The 18,162-nt window shown below is 61.7% G+C and carries 19 protein-coding genes; 5 read left to right on the plus strand and 14 right to left on the minus strand.

What is annotated here, in order from left to right:
- The first annotated feature begins 75 nt into the window (after window positions 1–75).
- Both tagQ and BFQ00_RS16265 read left to right on the plus strand, forming a co-directional pair.
- Window positions 76–999, plus strand: a complete 924-nt coding sequence (gene tagQ / locus BFQ00_RS16260; RefSeq protein WP_065934118.1) for a type VI secretion system-associated lipoprotein TagQ — start codon at window positions 76–78, stop codon at window positions 997–999.
- 124 nt (window positions 1,000–1,123) lie between these two features.
- Window positions 1,124–1,498: a helicase gene (locus tag BFQ00_RS16265; RefSeq protein WP_065934327.1), complete on the plus strand. Its 375-nt coding sequence runs from the start codon at window positions 1,124–1,126 to the stop codon at window positions 1,496–1,498.
- Window positions 1,499–1,654: 156 nt separating this feature from the next.
- Here the strand turns inward: BFQ00_RS16265 and BFQ00_RS16270 are convergent, their stop codons facing one another.
- From BFQ00_RS16270 to exbB, 7 genes are all read right to left on the minus strand, one after another.
- On the minus strand, window positions 1,655–1,897 hold the full coding sequence (locus tag BFQ00_RS16270) for a DUF6124 family protein (RefSeq protein WP_065934119.1): 243 nt from the start codon (window positions 1,895–1,897) through the stop codon (window positions 1,655–1,657).
- 490 nt (window positions 1,898–2,387) lie between these two features.
- Window positions 2,388–3,788 (minus strand): aminoacyl-tRNA deacylase and HDOD domain-containing protein, encoded by a 1,401-nt coding sequence (locus tag BFQ00_RS16275; RefSeq protein ID WP_065934120.1) that lies wholly within the window; start codon window positions 3,786–3,788, stop codon window positions 2,388–2,390.
- A 206-nt stretch (window positions 3,789–3,994) separates the two neighbouring features.
- The gene (gene recG / locus BFQ00_RS16280) at window positions 3,995–6,070 is read right to left on the minus strand and encodes an ATP-dependent DNA helicase RecG (RefSeq protein WP_065934121.1); all 2,076 of its coding nucleotides are present in this window, start codon (window positions 6,068–6,070) and stop codon (window positions 3,995–3,997) included.
- An 8-nt stretch (window positions 6,071–6,078) separates the two neighbouring features.
- Window positions 6,079–6,999: a hydrogen peroxide-inducible genes activator gene (locus BFQ00_RS16285; protein WP_057723306.1), complete on the minus strand. Its 921-nt coding sequence runs from the start codon at window positions 6,997–6,999 to the stop codon at window positions 6,079–6,081.
- Between the two features lie 157 nt (window positions 7,000–7,156).
- Window positions 7,157–7,903 (minus strand): energy transducer TonB family protein, encoded by a 747-nt coding sequence (locus BFQ00_RS16290; RefSeq protein ID WP_065886937.1) that lies wholly within the window; start codon window positions 7,901–7,903, stop codon window positions 7,157–7,159.
- Window positions 7,900–8,325, minus strand: a complete 426-nt coding sequence (exbD, locus tag BFQ00_RS16295) for a TonB system transport protein ExbD (RefSeq protein WP_003195519.1) — start codon at window positions 8,323–8,325, stop codon at window positions 7,900–7,902. The genes BFQ00_RS16290 and exbD overlap by 4 nt, the downstream gene beginning before the upstream one ends.
- A 6-nt stretch (window positions 8,326–8,331) precedes the next feature.
- Entirely contained in the window at window positions 8,332–9,303 is a 972-nt protein-coding gene (gene exbB / locus BFQ00_RS16300) for a tonB-system energizer ExbB (protein ID WP_065893977.1), read from the minus strand.
- A 190-nt stretch (window positions 9,304–9,493) separates the two neighbouring features.
- On the opposite strand from exbB, the gene BFQ00_RS16305 reads away from it, so the two are divergent.
- On the plus strand, window positions 9,494–10,345 hold the full coding sequence (locus BFQ00_RS16305) for an SDR family oxidoreductase (protein WP_065934122.1): 852 nt from the start codon (window positions 9,494–9,496) through the stop codon (window positions 10,343–10,345).
- Window positions 10,346–10,546: 201 nt separating this feature from the next.
- Here the strand turns inward: BFQ00_RS16305 and BFQ00_RS16310 are convergent, their stop codons facing one another.
- The 6 genes from BFQ00_RS16310 to BFQ00_RS16335 form a co-directional block, all read right to left on the minus strand.
- Complete coding sequence (locus tag BFQ00_RS16310) at window positions 10,547–11,287, minus strand: hypothetical protein (protein WP_065886940.1); 741 nt, start codon at window positions 11,285–11,287, stop codon at window positions 10,547–10,549.
- Window positions 11,288–11,343: 56 nt separating this feature from the next.
- On the minus strand, window positions 11,344–11,724 hold the full coding sequence (locus BFQ00_RS16315; protein ID WP_003176922.1) for a RidA family protein: 381 nt from the start codon (window positions 11,722–11,724) through the stop codon (window positions 11,344–11,346).
- 39 nt (window positions 11,725–11,763) lie between these two features.
- Complete coding sequence (gene spoT / locus BFQ00_RS16320) at window positions 11,764–13,869, minus strand: bifunctional GTP diphosphokinase/guanosine-3',5'-bis pyrophosphate 3'-pyrophosphohydrolase (protein WP_058424246.1); 2,106 nt, start codon at window positions 13,867–13,869, stop codon at window positions 11,764–11,766.
- A gap of 60 nt (window positions 13,870–13,929) precedes the next feature.
- On the minus strand, window positions 13,930–14,193 hold the full coding sequence (gene rpoZ, locus BFQ00_RS16325) for a DNA-directed RNA polymerase subunit omega (RefSeq protein ID WP_003176920.1): 264 nt from the start codon (window positions 14,191–14,193) through the stop codon (window positions 13,930–13,932).
- 167 nt (window positions 14,194–14,360) lie between these two features.
- A complete protein-coding gene (gene gmk, locus BFQ00_RS16330; protein ID WP_065886941.1) occupies window positions 14,361–14,981 on the minus strand; it encodes a guanylate kinase in 621 nt (206 codons plus the stop codon).
- Between the two features lie 10 nt (window positions 14,982–14,991).
- Window positions 14,992–15,855 (minus strand): YicC/YloC family endoribonuclease, encoded by an 864-nt coding sequence (locus BFQ00_RS16335; RefSeq protein WP_065886942.1) that lies wholly within the window; start codon window positions 15,853–15,855, stop codon window positions 14,992–14,994.
- A 286-nt stretch (window positions 15,856–16,141) separates the two neighbouring features.
- Here BFQ00_RS16335 and rph point away from each other — a divergent pair, with 286 nt between their 5' ends.
- Together rph and BFQ00_RS16345 are read left to right on the plus strand one after the other, a co-directional pair.
- Window positions 16,142–16,864, plus strand: coding sequence for a ribonuclease PH (gene rph / locus BFQ00_RS16340; protein WP_016975928.1), 723 nt, complete (start codon window positions 16,142–16,144; stop codon window positions 16,862–16,864).
- Window positions 16,865–16,886: 22 nt separating this feature from the next.
- The gene (locus BFQ00_RS16345) at window positions 16,887–17,255 is read left to right on the plus strand and encodes a DUF4870 domain-containing protein (RefSeq protein WP_057723312.1); all 369 of its coding nucleotides are present in this window, start codon (window positions 16,887–16,889) and stop codon (window positions 17,253–17,255) included.
- A 60-nt stretch (window positions 17,256–17,315) separates the two neighbouring features.
- Here BFQ00_RS16345 and BFQ00_RS16350 read toward each other — a convergent pair whose 3' ends face one another.
- Entirely contained in the window at window positions 17,316–18,095 is a 780-nt protein-coding gene (locus BFQ00_RS16350) for an exodeoxyribonuclease III (RefSeq protein ID WP_003195493.1), read from the minus strand.
- Between the last annotated feature and the right edge of the window lie 67 nt (window positions 18,096–18,162).

Genomic DNA, 18,162 nt, shown 5'->3' on the forward strand with positions numbered 1-18,162 from the left:
GTCCGGCGAGCTTGGAAGGGACTCAGACGGCGGTGGGCCGTGCTGGGCAAGTCAAACTTAATAGAGATCACACCTATGCTTTTTTCCCGTAAGTCGGTTTCCAAGCGTCACCTGCTGCTGATCGCGGCCGGTTTCAGCACCGTGCTGACCGGTTGCGCTACGTCGCCTGCGTCCAAGGTCGCGTCGAGCACCAAGGTCGAGTACTACCCGAACTGCTACGAGCCGGTGCAGCACCTGCGCGCCACCGACTCGAACATGACCAAGTCGGTCGTGACCGGTGCCGCGATCGGCGCGGCCGGTGGTGCATTGCTCGGCGCCCTGACCGGCGACAAGGAAAAGCGCGGCCGTAACGCGGCTATCGGCGCAGCGGGCGGTGCCCTGGCGGGCGGCGCGGCGGGCTACTACACCGAGCGTCAGAAGCAGATCGCCGATGACAACCAGCGCATCGCTTCCTACTCCACCGACTTCAACAAAAGCGCCTCCGACATCGACCGCAGCACCGCCTATGCCAAGGCTTCGCAGCAGTGCTACCAGAGCGCATTCACCAAGCTGGTGGCAGACCGCAAGGCCAAGACCGTCAACGACACCGAAGGCCGCAAGCGCCTGGCGGAAATCGTGGCAGGCCTGAAGGAATCCAACGACCTGATCGTTGCGGTCAACGGCAAAGCCAGCGAAGACCTGAACAACTACACCCAGGCCTACGAGAAAGACCTGCAGCAAGTGGGTGTGCAGCGTAACGACGTGGTCACCGTCGCCACTGCCGACACCACACAGGTCGCGCCGCCGGCCAAAGGCAAGAAAGTCGTCAAGCCGCCGAAAAAGAAAGTGCTGCCAGTGGTGCCAAAAGAAGCGGTGACCACCGAGAAGAGCATCCAGACCGTGCAGGCCAAGCAAGCTGAAAGCAAGCAGGTCGCCAGCGCCGGCAAGGCTCAGCTCGAAGGCAGCTGCCGCGATCCAAACCTGGCCGACTGGGCGCCGGTGCCTTGCCCTAACGTTTAAGCAACATGTTGCTATAAGCGTTAAACGCCAACCGATCTCCCGCTAAAGCGCGAGATCGGTGGCGTTCTCTTTGCAAATCGTTACACTGCTGCGGCCACTCAATAATTACACCGAGGCCGTGTGCATGAAATTTCGTCTTCTCCTGTGGGTGCTGGGCCTGATGATGGGCAAAGCCAGTCGCACCAATCCCGCCTTTCAGCAGCAGCTGGGTGACAAAGACCTGGCCTTCCAGTTGCAGACCCTCGACGGCAAGGTTGCCCGTCACTTCATCGTCAAAGACCAGCGCATCACCAGCCACTCGGGCGTACACCTGACGCCGGCGTTCGCGATTGCATTCAAGGATGCCGCCTACGGCTTTGCCACGATGCAGGCGAAGAACAAACAACTGGCGTTCATGACGGGGATTCAGGACAAGTCGATCCAGATCAAGGGCAACCCGGCGCTGGTGATCTGGTTCCAGGGGTTGACCAAGTATTTGAAGCCGAAGAAAAAGAAGTAGGCTTTCAGGGAGACCGAGCTGGATTCATCGGGGGCAAGCCCCCTCCCACATTCGCCCGCATTCCACAGTTGGAACCCGGTCAAATGTGGGAGGGGGCTTGCCCCCGATAGCGTCCTCACAGGCTACCCAGACACAACAGGTTCTGTGCCCGTCATCTCACGGGTTTACTTGAGCCGAGACAGTGACTACTCGATCAGCCAGCAACTGTGCCAGTTCGATTAACTGCGTAACGCCCAGCAGTTCCTCTCGTTTCGGTCCTTCAAGGTCAAAGGCCAGGTCGCAACTCAGCGCATTGGCCGAGGCGAGTGTTTCGCTGAGGTTGACCAACAGATTTTCAGTGCTGATTCCATCGGCCACGGTAAATAGCCGCATGGGGGGATTTGGGGTGGGTTTGATCATTGTGAAGTTCCTTAATCCAGGTGGAGCTGCCACTGATCGCCGCGATGCGATGGAGGGTGGCAGCTGTGCGCAGGTTCGCGGACCGGAGATTAAGGAAGCCGGCATACCAGAAGGTATCCCGCGCACAGCCACCATAGCGCCGCACAGTAGACGATAAAAAAGCGTCAACTGAAAGGAGGCAATGCTTAATCAATCCGGGCCGCGACGCCCGACCGTTGCGTGTGCAGCGGTGTACGGAGACTAAAGATTGAGTGTCCTAGGGGCAACCTCAACGCCTTGTAAGACGCTTCTGTTTTCCCAGTACCTGGCCGAACGGACAGCTGTTTGGCTTTGCGCCAGCCAAGCCGCAGAAAAAGAAGTAGGCTTTCAGGGAGACCAAGTTGGATTTATCGGGGGCAAGCCCCCTCCCACAAACGGCCATATTCCAAGGCCGGAACGCGATCAAATGTGGGAGGGGGCTTGCCCCCGATAGGTTTTACAGGCTACCGATTCAGCCCTGACTGAACTGGGAGGCCAGTTCGCGCAGCAGCACTTCCGCGTCCAGCACCTTGCCCACCACTTCCTCAGCCTTCTCACGGCTCAAGCCCAGGCGCTCAAGCAGCGCATCCGGAATCGCCTCATCCGGCCCGGACCCAATCCCCCGGCTACGCAACAGGCGCACGGCCAGGCATACCAGGTTCGGGTATTCAGCGTACTGCCCGTCATAGGTGGGGTCGTGCTGGAAGCGCAGGGCGGTGGACAGCTCGTCCGGCATGTCCCAGTAGCGCATCAACCACGCACCGATCTGTTCGCGGCTGATACCGAGCAGGTGTTGCTCGACATAGCTGTGGCACACATGCGGGTTGACCTCCAGGTGGCGGCAGATCAGTGAGAAGTGTGGCGGGAATACGTGGGCCAGCAGCAGGTAGCCGAAGTTATGCAGCAGGCCGGCGAGGTAGGTCAGGCCGGCTTCGGGGCGCTGGGCGCGGGGCATGGCGCGGGTCAGGCCTTCAATCACGGCGGCGGTGTAGATCGACTGGTGCCAGTACGGCGTGGACTGGTGCGGGCGGTCCTTGGGCAGGCTCAGGGTTTTACCCAGGGCCAGGCCCAGCGCCAGGTTGATCACCAGATCGAAGCCCAGCACCCGCACGATGGCGTCTTCCACCGAGCGGATCTTGCCCGGCGAAGCGTAGTAGGGTGACGCTGCCCAGCTCACCACTTGGGCGGCCAGGGCCGGGTCGGTTTCCACTACGCCGGTGATGTCATCGATGGTGGCGTTGGGGTCGACGCGCAGTTTGATGATCTTCTGCGCGGTATCGGCCAGCGGCGGGATCTCGATGGTCGCTTCCAGGCGTTGCTGAATACGGCGGGCGGTGAAGGCCTGCATCGCCTGGGTGATTTCCTCGCGGTCATCATTGGGGCGGTCGAGGTTGGGGCGAATCTTGCTCAGTGGCTCGCCGAACTGCGCGGCGCTGGCCTTGGTCAGCATGGTCTTGAAGTGCTCGCTGGCGATTTCCAGCAGCAGCCCGGCTTCGCCCGAATGCACCAACAGGCTCGACTCGTTGAGCAGGCTGCCTTCATACAGGCAAGGCGAACTGGTGAGTGGCGGCAGGCCCGGCAGCAGGCTCAGTTCATGTTTGCCCAATATGCGCTCAACGCGCTCCGGTGCCACGGCGGTAAGCCGGCGCCCGGTGAGTTCGGTAAGGCGGTTGAGGTCGAGCAACTGGCTCTGGGGGAACAGCACCATGAGTTCGCCCACAGCATCTTCGAGCAGTACCGCCTGGACCTTTCGCGCAGGGTTCAGGCCAGGCTGTTCGATGACTTCCGTGTAGGGAATGGCGAGCTTTGCGAGCAGCGCCCGAATGACCGGCGGGGCGGTCAGTGGGGCTGTAGCGAGGGCGACTTCTGACATGGCCTGATCCAATTTCGTACAGTCACCGAAGTATAACCAGCTTGTTACACCTGTTGGTTGACTAACTTTGGTTTGTGATCGGGTGCGCGGCCCTTGTAGGAGCGAGCTTGCTCGCGAAAACCGCCCTGACGACGCGGTCATCCAGAATGCCAGCGTTATCGTTAACGATTTTCGCGAGCAAGCTCGCTCCTACAAGGGGAGGCGCGTCAGACCTGGCCGTATTGCTGCCCGTGCCGCAGCCAGCGGTTGAGCAGCGGGCTGACATGTTCCGGCCAGCGCTCCAGCAGGGCTTGCGCCGCATCGCGCACGGCGGGCAGCAGGTCGGCGTCGCGCATCAGGTCGGCGACCTTGAATTGCAGCAGGCCGGTCTGGCGGGTGCCGAGCATTTCACCAGGACCGCGCAACTCGAGGTCTTTTTCGGCAATGACAAAACCGTCGTTGGTTTCGCGCATGATGCCCAGCCGTTGGCGGCCGATCTGCGACAGCGGCGGGTGATACAGCAGCACGCAATGGCTGGCGGCGCTGCCCCGACCGACGCGGCCGCGCAGTTGGTGCAGTTGCGCCAGACCCAGGCGCTCGGGGTTTTCGATGATCATCAGGCTGGCGTTGGGCACGTCCACACCCACTTCGATCACAGTGGTGGCCACCAGCAATTGCAGGTTGCCGGCCTTGAACTCGGCCATCACCGCAGCTTTTTCGGCCGGTTTCATCCGGCCATGGATCAACCCCACCTTGAGTTCGCCCAGGGCGCTGGTGAGGTCTTCATAAGTGGTTTCGGCGGCCTGGCAGGTCAGCTCTTCGGACTCTTCGATCAACGTACACACCCAGTACGCCTGGCGGCCTTCGGCGCAGGCGCCGCGCACCCGCTCGATCACTTCGACGCGGCGCGTGTCGGTGACCAGCACGGTGTTGACCGGCGTGCGGCCGGGCGGCAGTTCGTCGAGGATCGAGGTGTCGAGGTCGGCGTAGGCGCTCATGGCCAGCGTGCGTGGGATCGGCGTGGCGGTCATGATCAACTGGTGCGGGTTCATGCGCCCGCCGACGCCTTTCTGGCGCAGGGCCAGGCGCTGTTGCACGCCGAAGCGGTGCTGTTCGTCGATGATCACCAGCGCCAGGTTCTTGAACTGCACTTCGTCCTGGAACAGTGCATGGGTGCCCACCACCATGGGCGCGCCGGCGGCGATTTGCTCGAGGGAGGCCGCGCGGTTCTTGCCCTTGAGCTTGCCGGCCAGCCACGCGACTTCCAACCCCAGCGGCTCGAGCCAGCGTTTGAAGGTGATGAAGTGTTGTTCAGCGAGAATTTCCGTGGGTGCCATCAGCGCGACCTGGTAACCGGCTTCCAGGGCCTGCAAGGCGGCGAGGGCAGCGACCACGGTCTTGCCCGCGCCCACATCGCCCTGGATCAGGCGCAGCATCGGTTCATGCTGGCTGAGGTCGTAGGCAATTTCGTTGCCGACGCGTTGCTGGGCGCCGGTGGGGGCAAAGCCCAGGTTGGCCAGGTATTGCGCGGGCAGGCGCGTGGCCTTGGGCATCGCCGGAGCGCGCAGCGAGCGCATGCTTTCGCGCAGGCGCTGCTGGGACAGTTGATGGGTCAGCAATTCTTCGAAGGCCAGGCGATGTTGCGCCCAGTGATGGCCGAGGGCGAGCTCGTCGACATCGGCGTCGGCCGGCGGGTGGTGCAGGTAGCGAATCGCATCGGCCAGCGGTGCCAGTTGATAGTCGCGCGCCAGTTCCAGCGGCAGCCAGTCGGGCAGGCTTTGCGGGCCGAGCATCGTCAGGGTCTGCATGCACAACTGGCGCAGGCGTTGCTGGGTGAGGCCTTCGGTCAGCGGGTAGATAGGCGTGAGGGTGGTGTCCACCGGCGGCGGTTCGTCGCCGGTTATGGCGCGGTACTCCGGGTGGTAGATCTCCAGGCCGGAGGCCCCCGGACGCGCTTCGCCGTAGCAGCGCACGCGGGTGCCGCGCTTGAGGCCTTCTTTCTGCGCATTGCTGAAATGATAGAAGCGCAGGCTCAGGCCGCCGGTACCGTCCTGCAGGCGCACCACCAGGCTGCGGCGCTTGCCCATGACCACGTCGGCGCCGCTGACAGTGCCTTCGATCACTGCGTCCTGGCCGGGACGCAAATGGCCGATGGGCACGACCCGGGTGCGATCCTGGTAGCGCAGCGGCAGGTGAAACAGCACGTCCTGAAGGTTTTCCAGGCCGACCTTGGCCAGTTTCTCGGCCATGGCTTCACCGACACCCTTGAGTGCCGTCACCGGCACCTGCGACAGCTCTGTCATACCGTTACTTAGCTCGCAGCAGGCGGTTTGGCCACCGAGCACAGGCGGATCGAGTCGGCGAGGATCTCAATCGCCTTGGGGCGCGGGAAGCTGGCGCGCCAAGCGATGGCCACGGTGCGGAAGGGCACCGGTGGCGTGAGTGGGCGCACTTCGATCACGCCGGGGGCGTAGTGATGGCTGTCTACCGCCGACAACGGCAGGATCGAAATGCCCAGGCCGGAAGCGACCATATGGCGAATGGTTTCCAGGGAGCTGGATTCCACCGTGGTGTGCTTGGCGCCGTCGTTGCCCTTGGTCAGGGTCGGGCAGGCTTCCAGGACCTGGTCGCGGAAGCAGTGGCCTTCACCGAGCAGCAGCAGGCTCTTGTCGTTGAGCAGGCCGGCGTCGATGCTGTCCTTTTTGGTCCACGGGTGGGAGGCCGGCATCAGCACATAGAACGGCTCATCGTAGAGCGGCAGCGTCAGTACATCCGCCTCATTGAACGGCAGGGCGATGATGATCGCGTCCAGCTCGCCGTTGCGCAGTTTGTCGCGCAGGACGTGGGTGAAGTTTTCTTCGATATACAGCGGCATCTGCGGCGCGACGCGGTGCAGTTGCGGGATCAGGTGCGGGAACAGGTAGGGGCCGACGGTGTAGATGGCGCCGACCTTGAGCGGTGCGGTCAGCTGGTTCTTGCCGGCCTGGGCCAGTTCGCGAATGCTTTGCGCCTGTTCCAGCACCTTCTGGGCCTGGGCAACGATGCCTTCGCCCACGGGGGTGAGGCGCACGGCGCTCTTGCTGCGCTCGAAAATCAGTACACCGAGTTCGTCTTCAAGCTTTTTCACGCCCACCGACAGCGTCGGCTGGCTGACGTGGCAGCGCTCGGCCGCGTGGCCGAAATGCTGTTCCTGGGCGAGGGTCACGATGTAGCGTAATTCTGTAAGAGTCATAGCGGGCGTCCATGAAGTTGCGGGCCAAGCATACCGGCTGCAATCGATAGACGCACGTTATCAGAACTTTGCTGGGGATTGAGCGTGGAGTGGCGGGAATTTTGCTGAAGCGAGCAAGCGAATGTGGGAGGGAACCGGCCCCTCCCACATTGCCCGGCTAGCGGCGCCGCTTGTCGATGTTGTAAACGAACGGTGCGACGAGTTCCACACTGCCGTTTTTCAACAGGTCGGCTGGCGGTTTGGGCAGGGGTTGAGCCTTGCGGATCATGTCCAGCGTCGCGCGGTCCAGGTCGGCGTTGCCGGAGCGGCCTTCCAACTCATAGGACAGCACATTGCCTTCGCCATCAACCACGAAGCGCAGGCGGTTCATGCCTTCCTTGCCACGCTGTTGCGCGCCCGGCGGGTACTTCTTGTACTTCTGCAGGTGTGCCAGCAGGGTACTTTGCCAGGATGCCTGGGCGGCCATCTGTTGTGCCGATGGGCCGGGAGCGGGCTGCGCTGATTTTTGCGCAGGTGCGTTGCTCGGCGGGGTCTCGCTCGGTGGTTCCTCGGAAGGTTTTTCCTTGGGCGGCTCGGGCTTCTTCTCCACCGGCTTGGGCGGTTGAGGCTTGGGCTTGGGCTTGACCGGCTTGGGCACCTGGATCGTTGGCTTGGGCGCCTCGGCCAGTTTCGGCAGAGGCAGCTCCTCGACCGGTGGTGGCGGTGGTGCAACGACCTTGGGCGGTGCCGGAGGCGGCGGTGGCGCCGGCAAGGGTGCCAGGTCGATGACCATCGCGGCCGGCGGCAACTGGATCGCCTGGGGCGCGGACCATTGGAGCGCGATGATGATCGCGACGGCATGCACGCCCAGCACGACTGCGAGGCTGGTGCCATAACGCGTCAGTTTGTGGCGCGTCGTGATCATTTCTTGGCTGCCGTCTCAAGTCCGACCAGGCCTACCTTGAGGTAGCCGGCTGCCCGCAGGGCATCCATCACGCTCATCAGGTCGCCGTAGTCCACGCCCTTGTCGGCCTGGAAGAAGATCGTCGTGTCTTTCTTGCCCTGGGTCTTGGCGTCGAGCACCGGCCCCAGGGTTTCAGCCTTGACTTCTTCTTCACCCAGGAACAGACGTTGGTCCGCTTTCACGCTGAGGAAAATCGGCTTCTCCGGCCGTGGCGCCGGCTTGGCGCTGGAGGCGGGAAGGTCAACCTTGATATCCACGGTGGCCAACGGTGCGGCCACCATGAAGATGATCAGCAGCACCAGCATCACATCGATAAACGGTGTGACGTTGATTTCGTGGTTCTCGACGAGCTCGTCGTCGCCTTGATTCAAATGCAGGCCCATGGCCGATTACCCCACTTTCACCATGTGCGGTTGCGAGCTGCGCTCGGTAGGCAGGTGATCGAGGTCGCGGCTGACCAGCAGCAGGACTTCTGCCGAGGCATCCGACACCTGGGCCTTGTAGCCGGCAATCGAACGGGCGAAGACGTTGTAGATCACCACCGCAGGAATCGCGGCAACCAGGCCCAGGGCGGTCGCCAGCAGGGCTTCGGCGATGCCGGGGGCGACCACGGCGAGGTTGGTGGTCTGGGTCTTGGCGATGCCGATAAAGCTGTTCATGATGCCCCACACGGTACCGAACAGGCCGACGAAGGGCGCGGTGGAACCGATGGTGGCCAGCACGCCGGTGCCACTGCTCATGTTACGGCCGCAGGCGGCAACCAGGCGCTCAAGGCGGAAGCTGACACGCTCCTTGATGCCTTCTTTTTCGCGGGTGTTGGCCGACAGGCGCATTTCTTCCAGCGCGTCGTGCACCAGGGTATTGGCCAGGGTGCCCTTCTTGGTCGCGGTTTCACTCGCTTCCTTGAGGGTGGTGGCTTTTTTCAGGTGGACGATTTCAGTGCGCAGACGACGCTTGGCGCCCAGCAGCTCGAAGCCTTTGGCGATCCAGATGGTCCAGGTAATGATGGAGGCGATGGCCAGGCCGATCATCACGGCTTTCACCACCCGGTCGGCGTTCTGGTACATGCCCCACGGGGACAGGTCGTGTGCCATGCCCAGGGTGTTGTCTTCTTCCAGCACTACGCCGGTTTCGTCGGCAGGTGCTGCAGCCGGGGCCTGGTCGGCGGTTGGCGCGGCGGCTGGAGCAGCCGGAGTGGCGGCGTTCTGCTCGGCAGCGGCTGGAGCGGCAGGTGCGGTGGCATCAGCGAAAGCGGCGGTCGGCGCCAGCAGTATGCTGAACAGCATCGCAGCAATCGCACGCCAGGCGCGGGATGGGCTGTGAGGCTTGGTTGGCGAAGCGGGGTTTGTATTACGTGTCATGCTGGCCGGACCTGAGTGAAAATAAAGGGTTGATCGTCCTGCCAGACCCCTGTGGGCCGAGGACAAATGGGTGGTTATTATTGCAAGTAATTCTTGTTAACTAAAGTGGCACTGTTACTTTATTTCGCTTTTTACTGGCCGTTGATCCTCTCGCGCGGCTAATCTGAGCCTTTGAGAATGGAGTTTTATGATGTCTGCGCCTTCTGTTGTGATTGCCGGTTGCGGTGATGTGGGTAGTCGGCTGGCTAGCCAATTGCTGGCCGGAGGATGGGAGGTTCATGGCCTGCGCCGCGATATTTCACGCCTTCCCGAGGGCGTTATCGGCATTGCCGGCGACCTGTTCAATAAAGACTGCCCTGAGACCTGGCCGATCGACGGGGTGGATTACCTGGTGTACTGCGCCGCAGCCACTGACCACGACGAGGCCGGCTATCGCGCAGCGTATGTGCAGGGTTTGAAGCATGTGCTGGAGTGGTTGCAGGATTACGGCCAGGCGCCCAGGCATCTGCTGTTCGTGTCCAGCAGCAGCGTGTACGGGCAGCAGAATGGCGAGTGGGTCGACGAAACCTCTGAAACCCGGGCCAAAGGTTATTCCGGCCAGGTCATGCTCGAAGCCGAGCAGGTGGCGCTCAACAGCGGCATCCCGGCAAGCGTGGTGCGATTGACCGGCATTTACGGTCCGGGCCGTGAGTGGCTATTGACCCAGGTTCGCCAGGGCTACCGCGTGGCGATCGACCCGCCTTTATATGGCAACCGGATTCACGCGGATGACGCGGCGGGTTTGCTGGCGTTTTTGCTGCGTCATGTGGAGCAGGGCGGTTCGCTGGACAAGGTCTATATCGGCGTCGACGACGCGCCCGCACCCTTGGCCGAAGTGGTGGGCTGGTTGCGTGAGTATCTGGGCGTGACAGAGTGGTCCGAGGACGCCAGTGTGCGGCGCGCGGGCAGCAAGCAATGCAGTAATGCGCGGGCCAAGGCGCTGGGTTGGGCACCGACCTATCCGACTTACCGGGAAGGGTATGCCGCTATTTTAAAAGGCTGAATACGATTAAAGAGTTAAGCGTACACCGCCATCTGTAGGAGCGAGCTTGCTCGCGAAAAACTCACAGGCACCGCGTTCATTCAGAAAGCACGCGTTATCGTTGACGTTTTTCGCGAGCAAGAGCTAGGCGCCCCCCTCGCTCCTACAGACCGGCATTAGGGCAAGCCCCCTCCCACATTTAGCTGCGTATCTGGTCGGTTATTACTTTTCAAGCAACCATTGGCGAGGGCCAGGCGTGAACTGCGGCACTTCATCCGCTTGCGCCGTGTTGATCGCCTGGAAAATCTCCAGTTGCTTGCCCTTGCGCGCAAAGATCCACGGATTGCCCACGCCGTTCAGTTGCAGCCAGATGCTGTCATAACCGCCGCTCATCGAGGCGCAATCGCCTGCCAGGCACAGGGAATAGCGGTCCACTCCAGGCAGGCCGACAATCTTGCCATCAGCCTGGAACTGTACGGTGGCGCCATTGCCGACACCGTCGGTGATCTTCCAGTCCCCGCCCATGTAGGCCGCATACAGCGCCCGCTCGAAGTTGGCACCCAGTGGCGCGCCGTCCGGAGCCGGATCCTTGGGGCGCATGAACAGTTGCTCGGGCTCATTGTCGTTGGCCACTTGCAGCAGCTTTTTGCCTCTGCGCTTGAGCTCGGTGGCCGAGCTGCCGTAGAAGTCCACGCTCCAGGCGCCGGGCTTGTCAGTCAGCAACTTGCCTTCCGCTACTTCAAAACCGTTGTAGTAGCGTGCCTGCAAGGCCTTGGTGTTGACCTCCCATTCCAGGTTCGGGCCAAAGGTCTGCAAGGCTTCGCGCAAAGGGCCGCCCTTGGCTGCCGCATCGATGGCGGCCTGGTTGACCCAGGTCCCGCTGACATCCAGATTGGCAGGGTTGCTGGCACAGCCGCCGAGCAGCAGGGCGAGCAACGAAGAGGCTACAAGCGCTTTGCGCATGACTAAATCCTTCTGAAACAAAGTCGGCGCAGCTATTGAAGCTGCGCCGGGTGTTTTTACTCGATGACCAGAATCGCGTCCATTTCAACCTGCGCGCCCTTTGGCAAGGCAGCAACACCGATGGCGGCGCGGGCCGGGTACGGCTGTTCGAAGTACTTGCCCATGATCTCGTTGACCTTGGCGAAGTGGCTCAGGTCGGTCAGGAAGATGTTCAGCTTGACGATGTCCTTGAACGAGCCGCCGGCCGCTTCAGCTACGGACTTGAGGTTTTCGAAGACCTGTACGGTCTGTGCTTCGAAGCCTTCCACCAGTTCCATGGTCTTTGGGTCCAGCGGGATCTGGCCGGACATGTAGACGGTGTTGCCCGCCTTGATCGCCTGGGAATAAGTACCGATGGCGGCCGGGGCTTTGTCGCTGGTGATTACTGTCTTGGTCATGAATGACTCCTTGTAATGGGCGATGGCTTGTTGGCAGGGTTATGCACGCATGCGGGTGATGCGAATCACCCCGGTCAGCGCGCGCAGCTTCTTGATCACGCGGGCCAGGTGCACGCGGTCGTGCACGCTGACCACCAGCTGGACCACGCTGATGCGCCCATCGCGTTCGTCCATGCTGATTTTCTCGATATTGCCGTCGGCCGCGTTGACGCTGCTGGCCAGCAGGGCGATCAAGCCGCGCTGGTGCTCCAGCTCCACGCGCAGCTCGACATTGAATTCGCCGGTGACATCCTTGGCCCACGAAAGCTGGATGCATTTTTCCGGGTTGTGGCGGATTTCGGTGATGTTGCGGCAGTTGTCCAGGTGCACCACCATGCCTTTGCCCGCCGACAAGTGGCCGACAATCGGATCGCCCGGGATCGGTGTGCAGCATTTGGCGTAGCTGAGCACCAGGCCCTCGGTGCCGCGAATTGCCAGCGGGCCTTCCGGGCTTGGCAACTGTTCGCCTTCGCCGAGCAGGCGGCGCGCAACCACGTAGGCCATGCGGTTGCCCAGGCCGATATCTTCCAGCAGGTCTTCGATGGTTTCCTGGCGGTACTCGTGGAGCATCGCTTGCACGCGCTCCTGCGGAATCTTGTCCAGGGCGCTGTCGAAACCGTTGAGCACCTTGTTCAGCAGGCGTTCGCCCAGGCTGATGGACTCGGAACGGCGCTGCAGTTTCAAGGCGTGGCGAATGTGCGTGCGCGCCTTGCCGGTGACCACGAAGTTGAGCCAGGCCGGGTTCGGGCGCGCGCCGGGTGCACTGACGATCTCGACCGTCGAACCGCTCTGCAGCGGTTCGGACAGCGGCGCGAGGCGACGATTGATCCGGCAGGCAATGCAGCTGTTGCCCACGTCGGTGTGCACGGCATAGGCAAAGTCGACCGCTGTGGAGCCTTTGGGCAGCTCCATGATGCGGCCTTTGGGCGTGAACACGTAGACCTCGTCCGGGAACAGGTCGATCTTCACGCTTTCGATGAATTCCAGGGAGTTGCCGGCACGTTGCTGCATTTCCAGCACGCCCTTGACCCACTGGCGGGCGCGGGCGTGGGTGCCCTTTGGCTGCTCATCGCCGCTGGACTTGTACAGCCAATGGGCGGCGATGCCGTTGTTGGCCATCTCTTCCATTTCGCGGGTACGGATCTGGATCTCGATCGGTACGCCGTGCATGCCGAACAGCGTGGTGTGCAGCGACTGGTAGCCGTTGGCCTTGGGGATCGCAATGTAATCCTTGAAGCGGCCGGGCAGGGGTTTGTACAAATTATGTACAGCGCCCAGCACGCGGTAGCAGGTATCGACCTTGTCGACGATGATCCGGAACGCATACACGTCCATGATCTCGTTGAAGGCCCGGCGCTTGCCGCGCATCTTCTTGTAGATGCCGTAGATGTGTTTCTGCCGTCCGCTGACTTCGCCTTCGATCTCGTCGATCGCCAGGCAATGGCTCAGGGACTCTTCGATCTTGTTGACGATTTCCTTGCGGTTGCCCCGGGCGCGCTTGACCGCCTGGTAGATGCGCGCCGAGCGCATGGGGTGCATGGCCTTGAAGCCGAGGTCTTCGAACTCGATACGAATGGCATGCATGCCCAGCCGGTTGGCGATGGGTGCGTAGATTTCCAGGGTTTCCTTGGCGATGCGCCGGCGTTTTTCGCCGGAGAGCACTTCCAGCGTGCGCATGTTGTGCAGCCGGTCGGCCAGCTTGACCAGGATTACGCGGATATCGCGGGCCATGGCCATGGCCATCTTCTGAAAGTTTTCCGCCTGGGCTTCGGCCTTGGTCTCGAAATTCATCTGGGTCAGTTTGCTGACCCCGTCGACCAGTTCGGCCACGGTTTCGCCAAATTGCGCGCTGAGCGCTTCCTTGGCGATGCCGGTGTCTTCGATCACGTCATGCAGCATCGCGGCCATCAGGCTCTGATGGTCCATGTGCATGTCGGCAAGAATGTTTGCCACCGCAAGAGGATGGGTGACATACGCCTCGCCGCTACGACGGCGTTGGCCGTCGTGGGCTTGTTCGGCGTAGAAATACGCTCGGCGGACCAGGTTGACCTGGTCGGGGCCGAGGTAGGCCGATAAGCGATCGGCGAGGGCGTCTATGCTCGGCAAAGTGTGAACTCCTGCCGAAGGCTGTGACCCCGCGCCGTGCTACGTCGACCAGGCATAGGCTTAGACGGCCTCGTTGGACTCGTCCTCGAACGCTGCAAACAGCGGTTCGTCTTCAACGATTTCAGCGTTGGCGATGAACTCGTAGCTCATCAGGCCTTCAGCGATTTCGCGCAGGGCCACAACGGTAGGCTTGTCGTTTTCCCACTGGACCAGGGGCTCTTTGCCGCCAGTGGCCAGTTGACGGGCACGCTTGGTAGAGAGCATGACCAGCTCAAAGCGGTTATCCACGTGTTCTAGGCAGTCTTCAACGGTTACGCGGGCCATGGTATTCCTCGGAGCGAATGCAAGATGCGCGCTGCCCGGTTGGGCGAGCGGACTGAGCAGTTTAAAAAATCACCAGCGTTTAGGGAAGCGCTGATTTTTCTCAGGCCCTCGCAAAACCGCTACAAGTGCCAATGTAAAGCCCTTGCAGCCGTTTTGGGAAGGGCTAATCAGCCGAGCAGTTCGGCGAGTAATTTGCCGAAACGCTGCTGTTGGCGCTTTTGCTGCAGCTGATTGGCGCGGAAAATCGCCTTCAAATCGTCCAGCGCGTGGGCAAAATCGTCATTGATGATCAGGTAGTCGTAGTCGACGTAGTGGCTCATTTCGCTGACGGCTTCACGCATGCGACCTTCGATGATCTCGTCACTGTCCTGGCCGCGGTTGGTCAGGCGCTGGTGCAAGGCTTCAAGCGAGGGCGGCAGGATGAAGATCGAGCGCGCCCTGGGCATCAGCTGGCGTACCTGTTCGGCGCCCTGCCAGTCGATTTCCAGAATCAGGTCATGGCCTTCATCCAGCGTCTGCTGCAGGTGGCTTTGCGAGGTGCCGTAGAGGTTGCCGAACACTTCGGCGCGCTCCAGGAAGTCACCGTGTTCGATCATCTTGACGAACTCGGTACGCTCGACGAAGTGATAGTGCACGCCGTTCACTTCACCCGGGCGCATGGCGCGGGTGGTGTGGGAAACCGAGATGCGGATCTGCTCGTCAGCGTCGGTCAGGGCCTTGACCAGGCTGCTCTTGCCCGCGCCCGAGGGGGCGGAAATGATGTAAAGGGTGCCGGTGCTGTGGGTCATGGAGGTTGCCTTACTCAATATTCTGTACTTGTTCGCGCATCTGCTCGATCAACACCTTGAGGTTGACCGCCGCCGTGGTGCTGCGCGGATCGAACGCCTTGGAGCCGAGTGTATTGGCTTCGCGGTTGAGTTCCTGCATCAGGAAGTCCAGGCGCCGACCGGCGGCACCGCCGGACTTGAGCACGCGGCGCACTTCGAGGATGTGGGTGCTCAGGCGATCGAGCTCTTCGGCGACGTCGCTCTTCTGGGCCAGCAGCACCATCTCCTGCTCCAGGCGCACGGGGTCGAGGTCGGCCTGCATGTCGGCGAAGCGGTCCAGGACCTTCTGGCGCTGGGTGGCGAGCATCTGCGGTACGAGTTCGCGCAGGGTGACGACGTCCGCTTCGATCGACGTCAGGCGCTCGTTGATCAGGCGGGCCAGTTCGGCGCCTTCGCGTTCACGGCCGGCCTTGAGTTCGTCCAGGCCCTGGGTGAAGAGTGCCAGCGCTTGGGCGTTCAAGGCTTGCGGGTCGGCGGCGTCGGCCACCAGCACGCCGGGCCAGGCCAGGACTTCCAGGGGGTTCAGCGCGGCGGGCTGCTTGATCAGGCCGGCAATGGTTTCGGCGGCGGCGACCAGTTGCGCGGCGCGGTCGCGGTCGACCTGCAGCGGTTTGCCGGTGGTTTCTTCAGTAAAGCGCAGGGTGCATTCCAGCTTGCCGCGGGAAATGCCCTGGCGCAACGCTTCACGTACGGCGCCTTCGAGGTCGCGGAAAGACTCGGGCAGGCGTAGATGCGGCTCCAGGTAACGACTGTTGACCGAGCGCAATTCCCAGCTCAGGGTGCCTTGGGCGCCGGCTTTTTCGACACGGGCAAAGGCGGTCATGCTGTGCACCATGGAGGTACCTCGCGTTGGAGAAATAGAGATTGGCCAGGCCGACCTGTAGGAGCGAGCTTGCTCGCGAAGAACGCAAGGGCGCCGCGCTGAATCAGGGAGCCCCCATTATCGTTAGTGTTTTTCGCGAGCAAGCTCGCTCCTACAGTCGAGAGGCGCAGGATTGTAGCGCAGTGCGCAGGAGGCGCCCAAACATGCGTATTCGTAACCGGATTTTTAGAAGTGCCCCGAATCGGCTGGCGGCTCTATAATGCTCGGCAGTTTTTCGTCCTCAGTACAGGAATTCCCTATGAAACGTCCAAGTGGTCGCGCTGCCGATCAGCTCCGCTCGATCCGCATCACCCGCAACTACACCAAACACGCCGAGGGGTCCGTACTGGTCGAGTTTGGTGATACCAAGGTGATCTGCACCGTCAGCGTCGAGAACGGCGTGCCGCGTTTCCTCAAGGGCCAGGGTCAGGGTTGGTTGACCGCCGAGTACGGCATGCTGCCGCGCGCCACGGGCGAGCGTAATCAGCGTGAAGCCAGCCGTGGCAAGCAGGGCGGGCGTACCCTGGAAATCCAGCGCCTGATCGGCCGTTCACTGCGCGCGGCCCTGGACATGTCCAAGCTGGGCGACGTGACCCTGTACGTCGACTGTGACGTGATCCAGGCTGATGGCGGCACCCGTACCGCGTCGATTACCGGCGCCATGGTGGCTCTGGTCGACGCGCTGAAAGTGATCAAGAAGCGCGGTGGCCTCAAGGGCGGTGACCCGCTCAAGCAAATGATCGCCGCCGTCTCGGTCGGCATGTACCAGGGCGAGCCTGTGCTGGACCTGGACTACCTGGAAGACTCGGCCGCCGAGACCGACCTGAACGTGGTCATGACCAGCACCGGTGGTTTCATCGAAGTGCAGGGCACCGCCGAAGGCGCGCCATTCCAGCCGGCCGAGCTGAACGCCATGCTGGCCCTGGCCCAGAAAGGCATGACCGAAATTTTCGAACTGCAGAACGCCGCACTGGCTGACTAAGCCGGTCCTCAGGAGAAGCGCGATGAATGACAGCCAGTTACCGGTTCCGGCACCGTCCAGGGAAGTACGCCAGTTGGCGATGTTGTGTCATTTCGCCGCGTTTGCAGGGTTGGTATTCCCCTTCGGCAGTTTGTTGGGGCCGTTGATCCTGTGGCAGTTCAAGAAGGACGTGGATCCGCTGATCGATGATCAGGGCAAGGAAGCCCTGAACTTCCAGATCACGGTGGCGATCGCCTGGCTGGTGTGCCTGCTGCTGGGTTTCGTGGTCATCGGCTTTTTGTTGATGACCGTGCTGGTGATTGGCGCATTGATACTGACGATCATTGCCGGTATCAAGGCGAATAAGGGCATCGCCTACCGTTATCCGTGGACTTGGCGCCTGATCAAGTAAGCGGATTGCCCACAAAAAAACCGACATCACTGTCGGTTTTTTTGTACCTGGAGAAAGACCTCAGATGGTCAAGGTCCAGTCGTAGTCCACGATCAGCGGCGCGTGCTGAGAGAAACGCGGCTGGCGCGGCAGGCGTGCACTGCGCACGAACCGGCGCAGGCCCGGGGTCAGCAACTGGTAGTCGAAACGCCAGCCCAGGTTGAGCATTTCGGCCTGTTCGTTATCCGGCCACCAGCTGTACTGGTCGCCTTCACGGCTGACTTCGCGCAGGGCGTCGACATAGCCCATGTTGCCGACAATCTCGTCCATCCAGGCCCGTTCCGGCGCCAGGAAGCCCGGGGATTGCTGGCTGTCGCGCCAGTTCTTGATATCCAGCTTCTGTTGCGCCACGTACAGCGAGCCACAATAAATGTACTCGCGACGTTTGCGTCGCTGTTTATCCAGATAACGGGCGAAATCGTCCATTAGCTTGAATTTCTGGTTCAAGTCTTCATCGCCGTTCTGCCCCGAAGGAAGCAGCAAGGTCGCGATGCTGACCTTGTCGAAATCGGCTTGCAGGTAACGCCCATAGCGGTCGGCTGTCTCGAAGCCGAGGCCGCTGATGACCGCCTTGGGTTGCAACCGCGAGTACAAAGCCACGCCACCTTGGGTGGGCACTTCGGCATCGCAGGCATAAAGGAAGTAGCCATCCAGTTGGAAGGCTGGGTCGTCCAGTTCAAAGGCGGAGGCGCGTGTGTCCTGCAGGCAGATGACGTCGGCATTCTGTGCTTGCAGCCAACTGAGCAAACCACGCTCGACTGCAGCCTGAATACCATTAACGTTCACACTGATGATCCGCATAAATGGCCCCAAAAATCGCGTGCGTGTATGATACACGCCGTCCACCTAATTAGCTAAATCCGTGGTA

The organism is Pseudomonas sp. 28 E 9, from assembly GCF_900004785.1.
GTDB classification, from domain to species: domain Bacteria; phylum Pseudomonadota; class Gammaproteobacteria; order Pseudomonadales; family Pseudomonadaceae; genus Aquipseudomonas; species Aquipseudomonas orientalis_A.

Bases quoted from the DNA above. Each gene is read 5' to 3' on its own strand.
- gmk (WP_065886941.1), bottom strand. From the start codon at position 14,981: ATGACCCACAGCACCGGCACCCTTTACATCATTTCCGCCCCCTCGGGC.
- exbB (WP_065893977.1), bottom strand. From the start codon at position 9,303: ATGACACGTAATACAAACCCCGCTTCGCCAACCAAGCCTCACAGCCCA.
- BFQ00_RS16290 (WP_065886937.1), bottom strand. From the start codon at position 7,903: ATGATCACGACGCGCCACAAACTGACGCGTTATGGCACCAGCCTCGCA.
- BFQ00_RS16285 (WP_057723306.1), bottom strand. From the start codon at position 6,999: ATGACTCTTACAGAATTACGCTACATCGTGACCCTCGCCCAGGAACAG.
- BFQ00_RS16265 (WP_065934327.1), top strand. From the start codon at position 1,124: ATGAAATTTCGTCTTCTCCTGTGGGTGCTGGGCCTGATGATGGGCAAA.
- exbD (WP_003195519.1), bottom strand. From the start codon at position 8,325: ATGGGCCTGCATTTGAATCAAGGCGACGACGAGCTCGTCGAGAACCAC.
- BFQ00_RS16270 (WP_065934119.1), bottom strand. From the start codon at position 1,897: ATGATCAAACCCACCCCAAATCCCCCCATGCGGCTATTTACCGTGGCC.
- BFQ00_RS16335 (WP_065886942.1), bottom strand. From the start codon at position 15,855: ATGGTGCACAGCATGACCGCCTTTGCCCGTGTCGAAAAAGCCGGCGCC.
- tagQ (WP_065934118.1), top strand. From the start codon at position 76: ATGCTTTTTTCCCGTAAGTCGGTTTCCAAGCGTCACCTGCTGCTGATC.
- BFQ00_RS16310 (WP_065886940.1), bottom strand. From the start codon at position 11,287: ATGCGCAAAGCGCTTGTAGCCTCTTCGTTGCTCGCCCTGCTGCTCGGC.
- BFQ00_RS16350 (WP_003195493.1), bottom strand. From the start codon at position 18,095: ATGCGGATCATCAGTGTGAACGTTAATGGTATTCAGGCTGCAGTCGAG.
- BFQ00_RS16315 (WP_003176922.1), bottom strand. From the start codon at position 11,724: ATGACCAAGACAGTAATCACCAGCGACAAAGCCCCGGCCGCCATCGGT.
- BFQ00_RS16305 (WP_065934122.1), top strand. From the start codon at position 9,494: ATGTCTGCGCCTTCTGTTGTGATTGCCGGTTGCGGTGATGTGGGTAGT.
- recG (WP_065934121.1), bottom strand. From the start codon at position 6,070: ATGACAGAGCTGTCGCAGGTGCCGGTGACGGCACTCAAGGGTGTCGGT.
- rph (WP_016975928.1), top strand. From the start codon at position 16,142: ATGAAACGTCCAAGTGGTCGCGCTGCCGATCAGCTCCGCTCGATCCGC.
- BFQ00_RS16275 (WP_065934120.1), bottom strand. From the start codon at position 3,788: ATGTCAGAAGTCGCCCTCGCTACAGCCCCACTGACCGCCCCGCCGGTC.
- rpoZ (WP_003176920.1), bottom strand. From the start codon at position 14,193: ATGGCCCGCGTAACCGTTGAAGACTGCCTAGAACACGTGGATAACCGC.
- BFQ00_RS16345 (WP_057723312.1), top strand. From the start codon at position 16,887: ATGAATGACAGCCAGTTACCGGTTCCGGCACCGTCCAGGGAAGTACGC.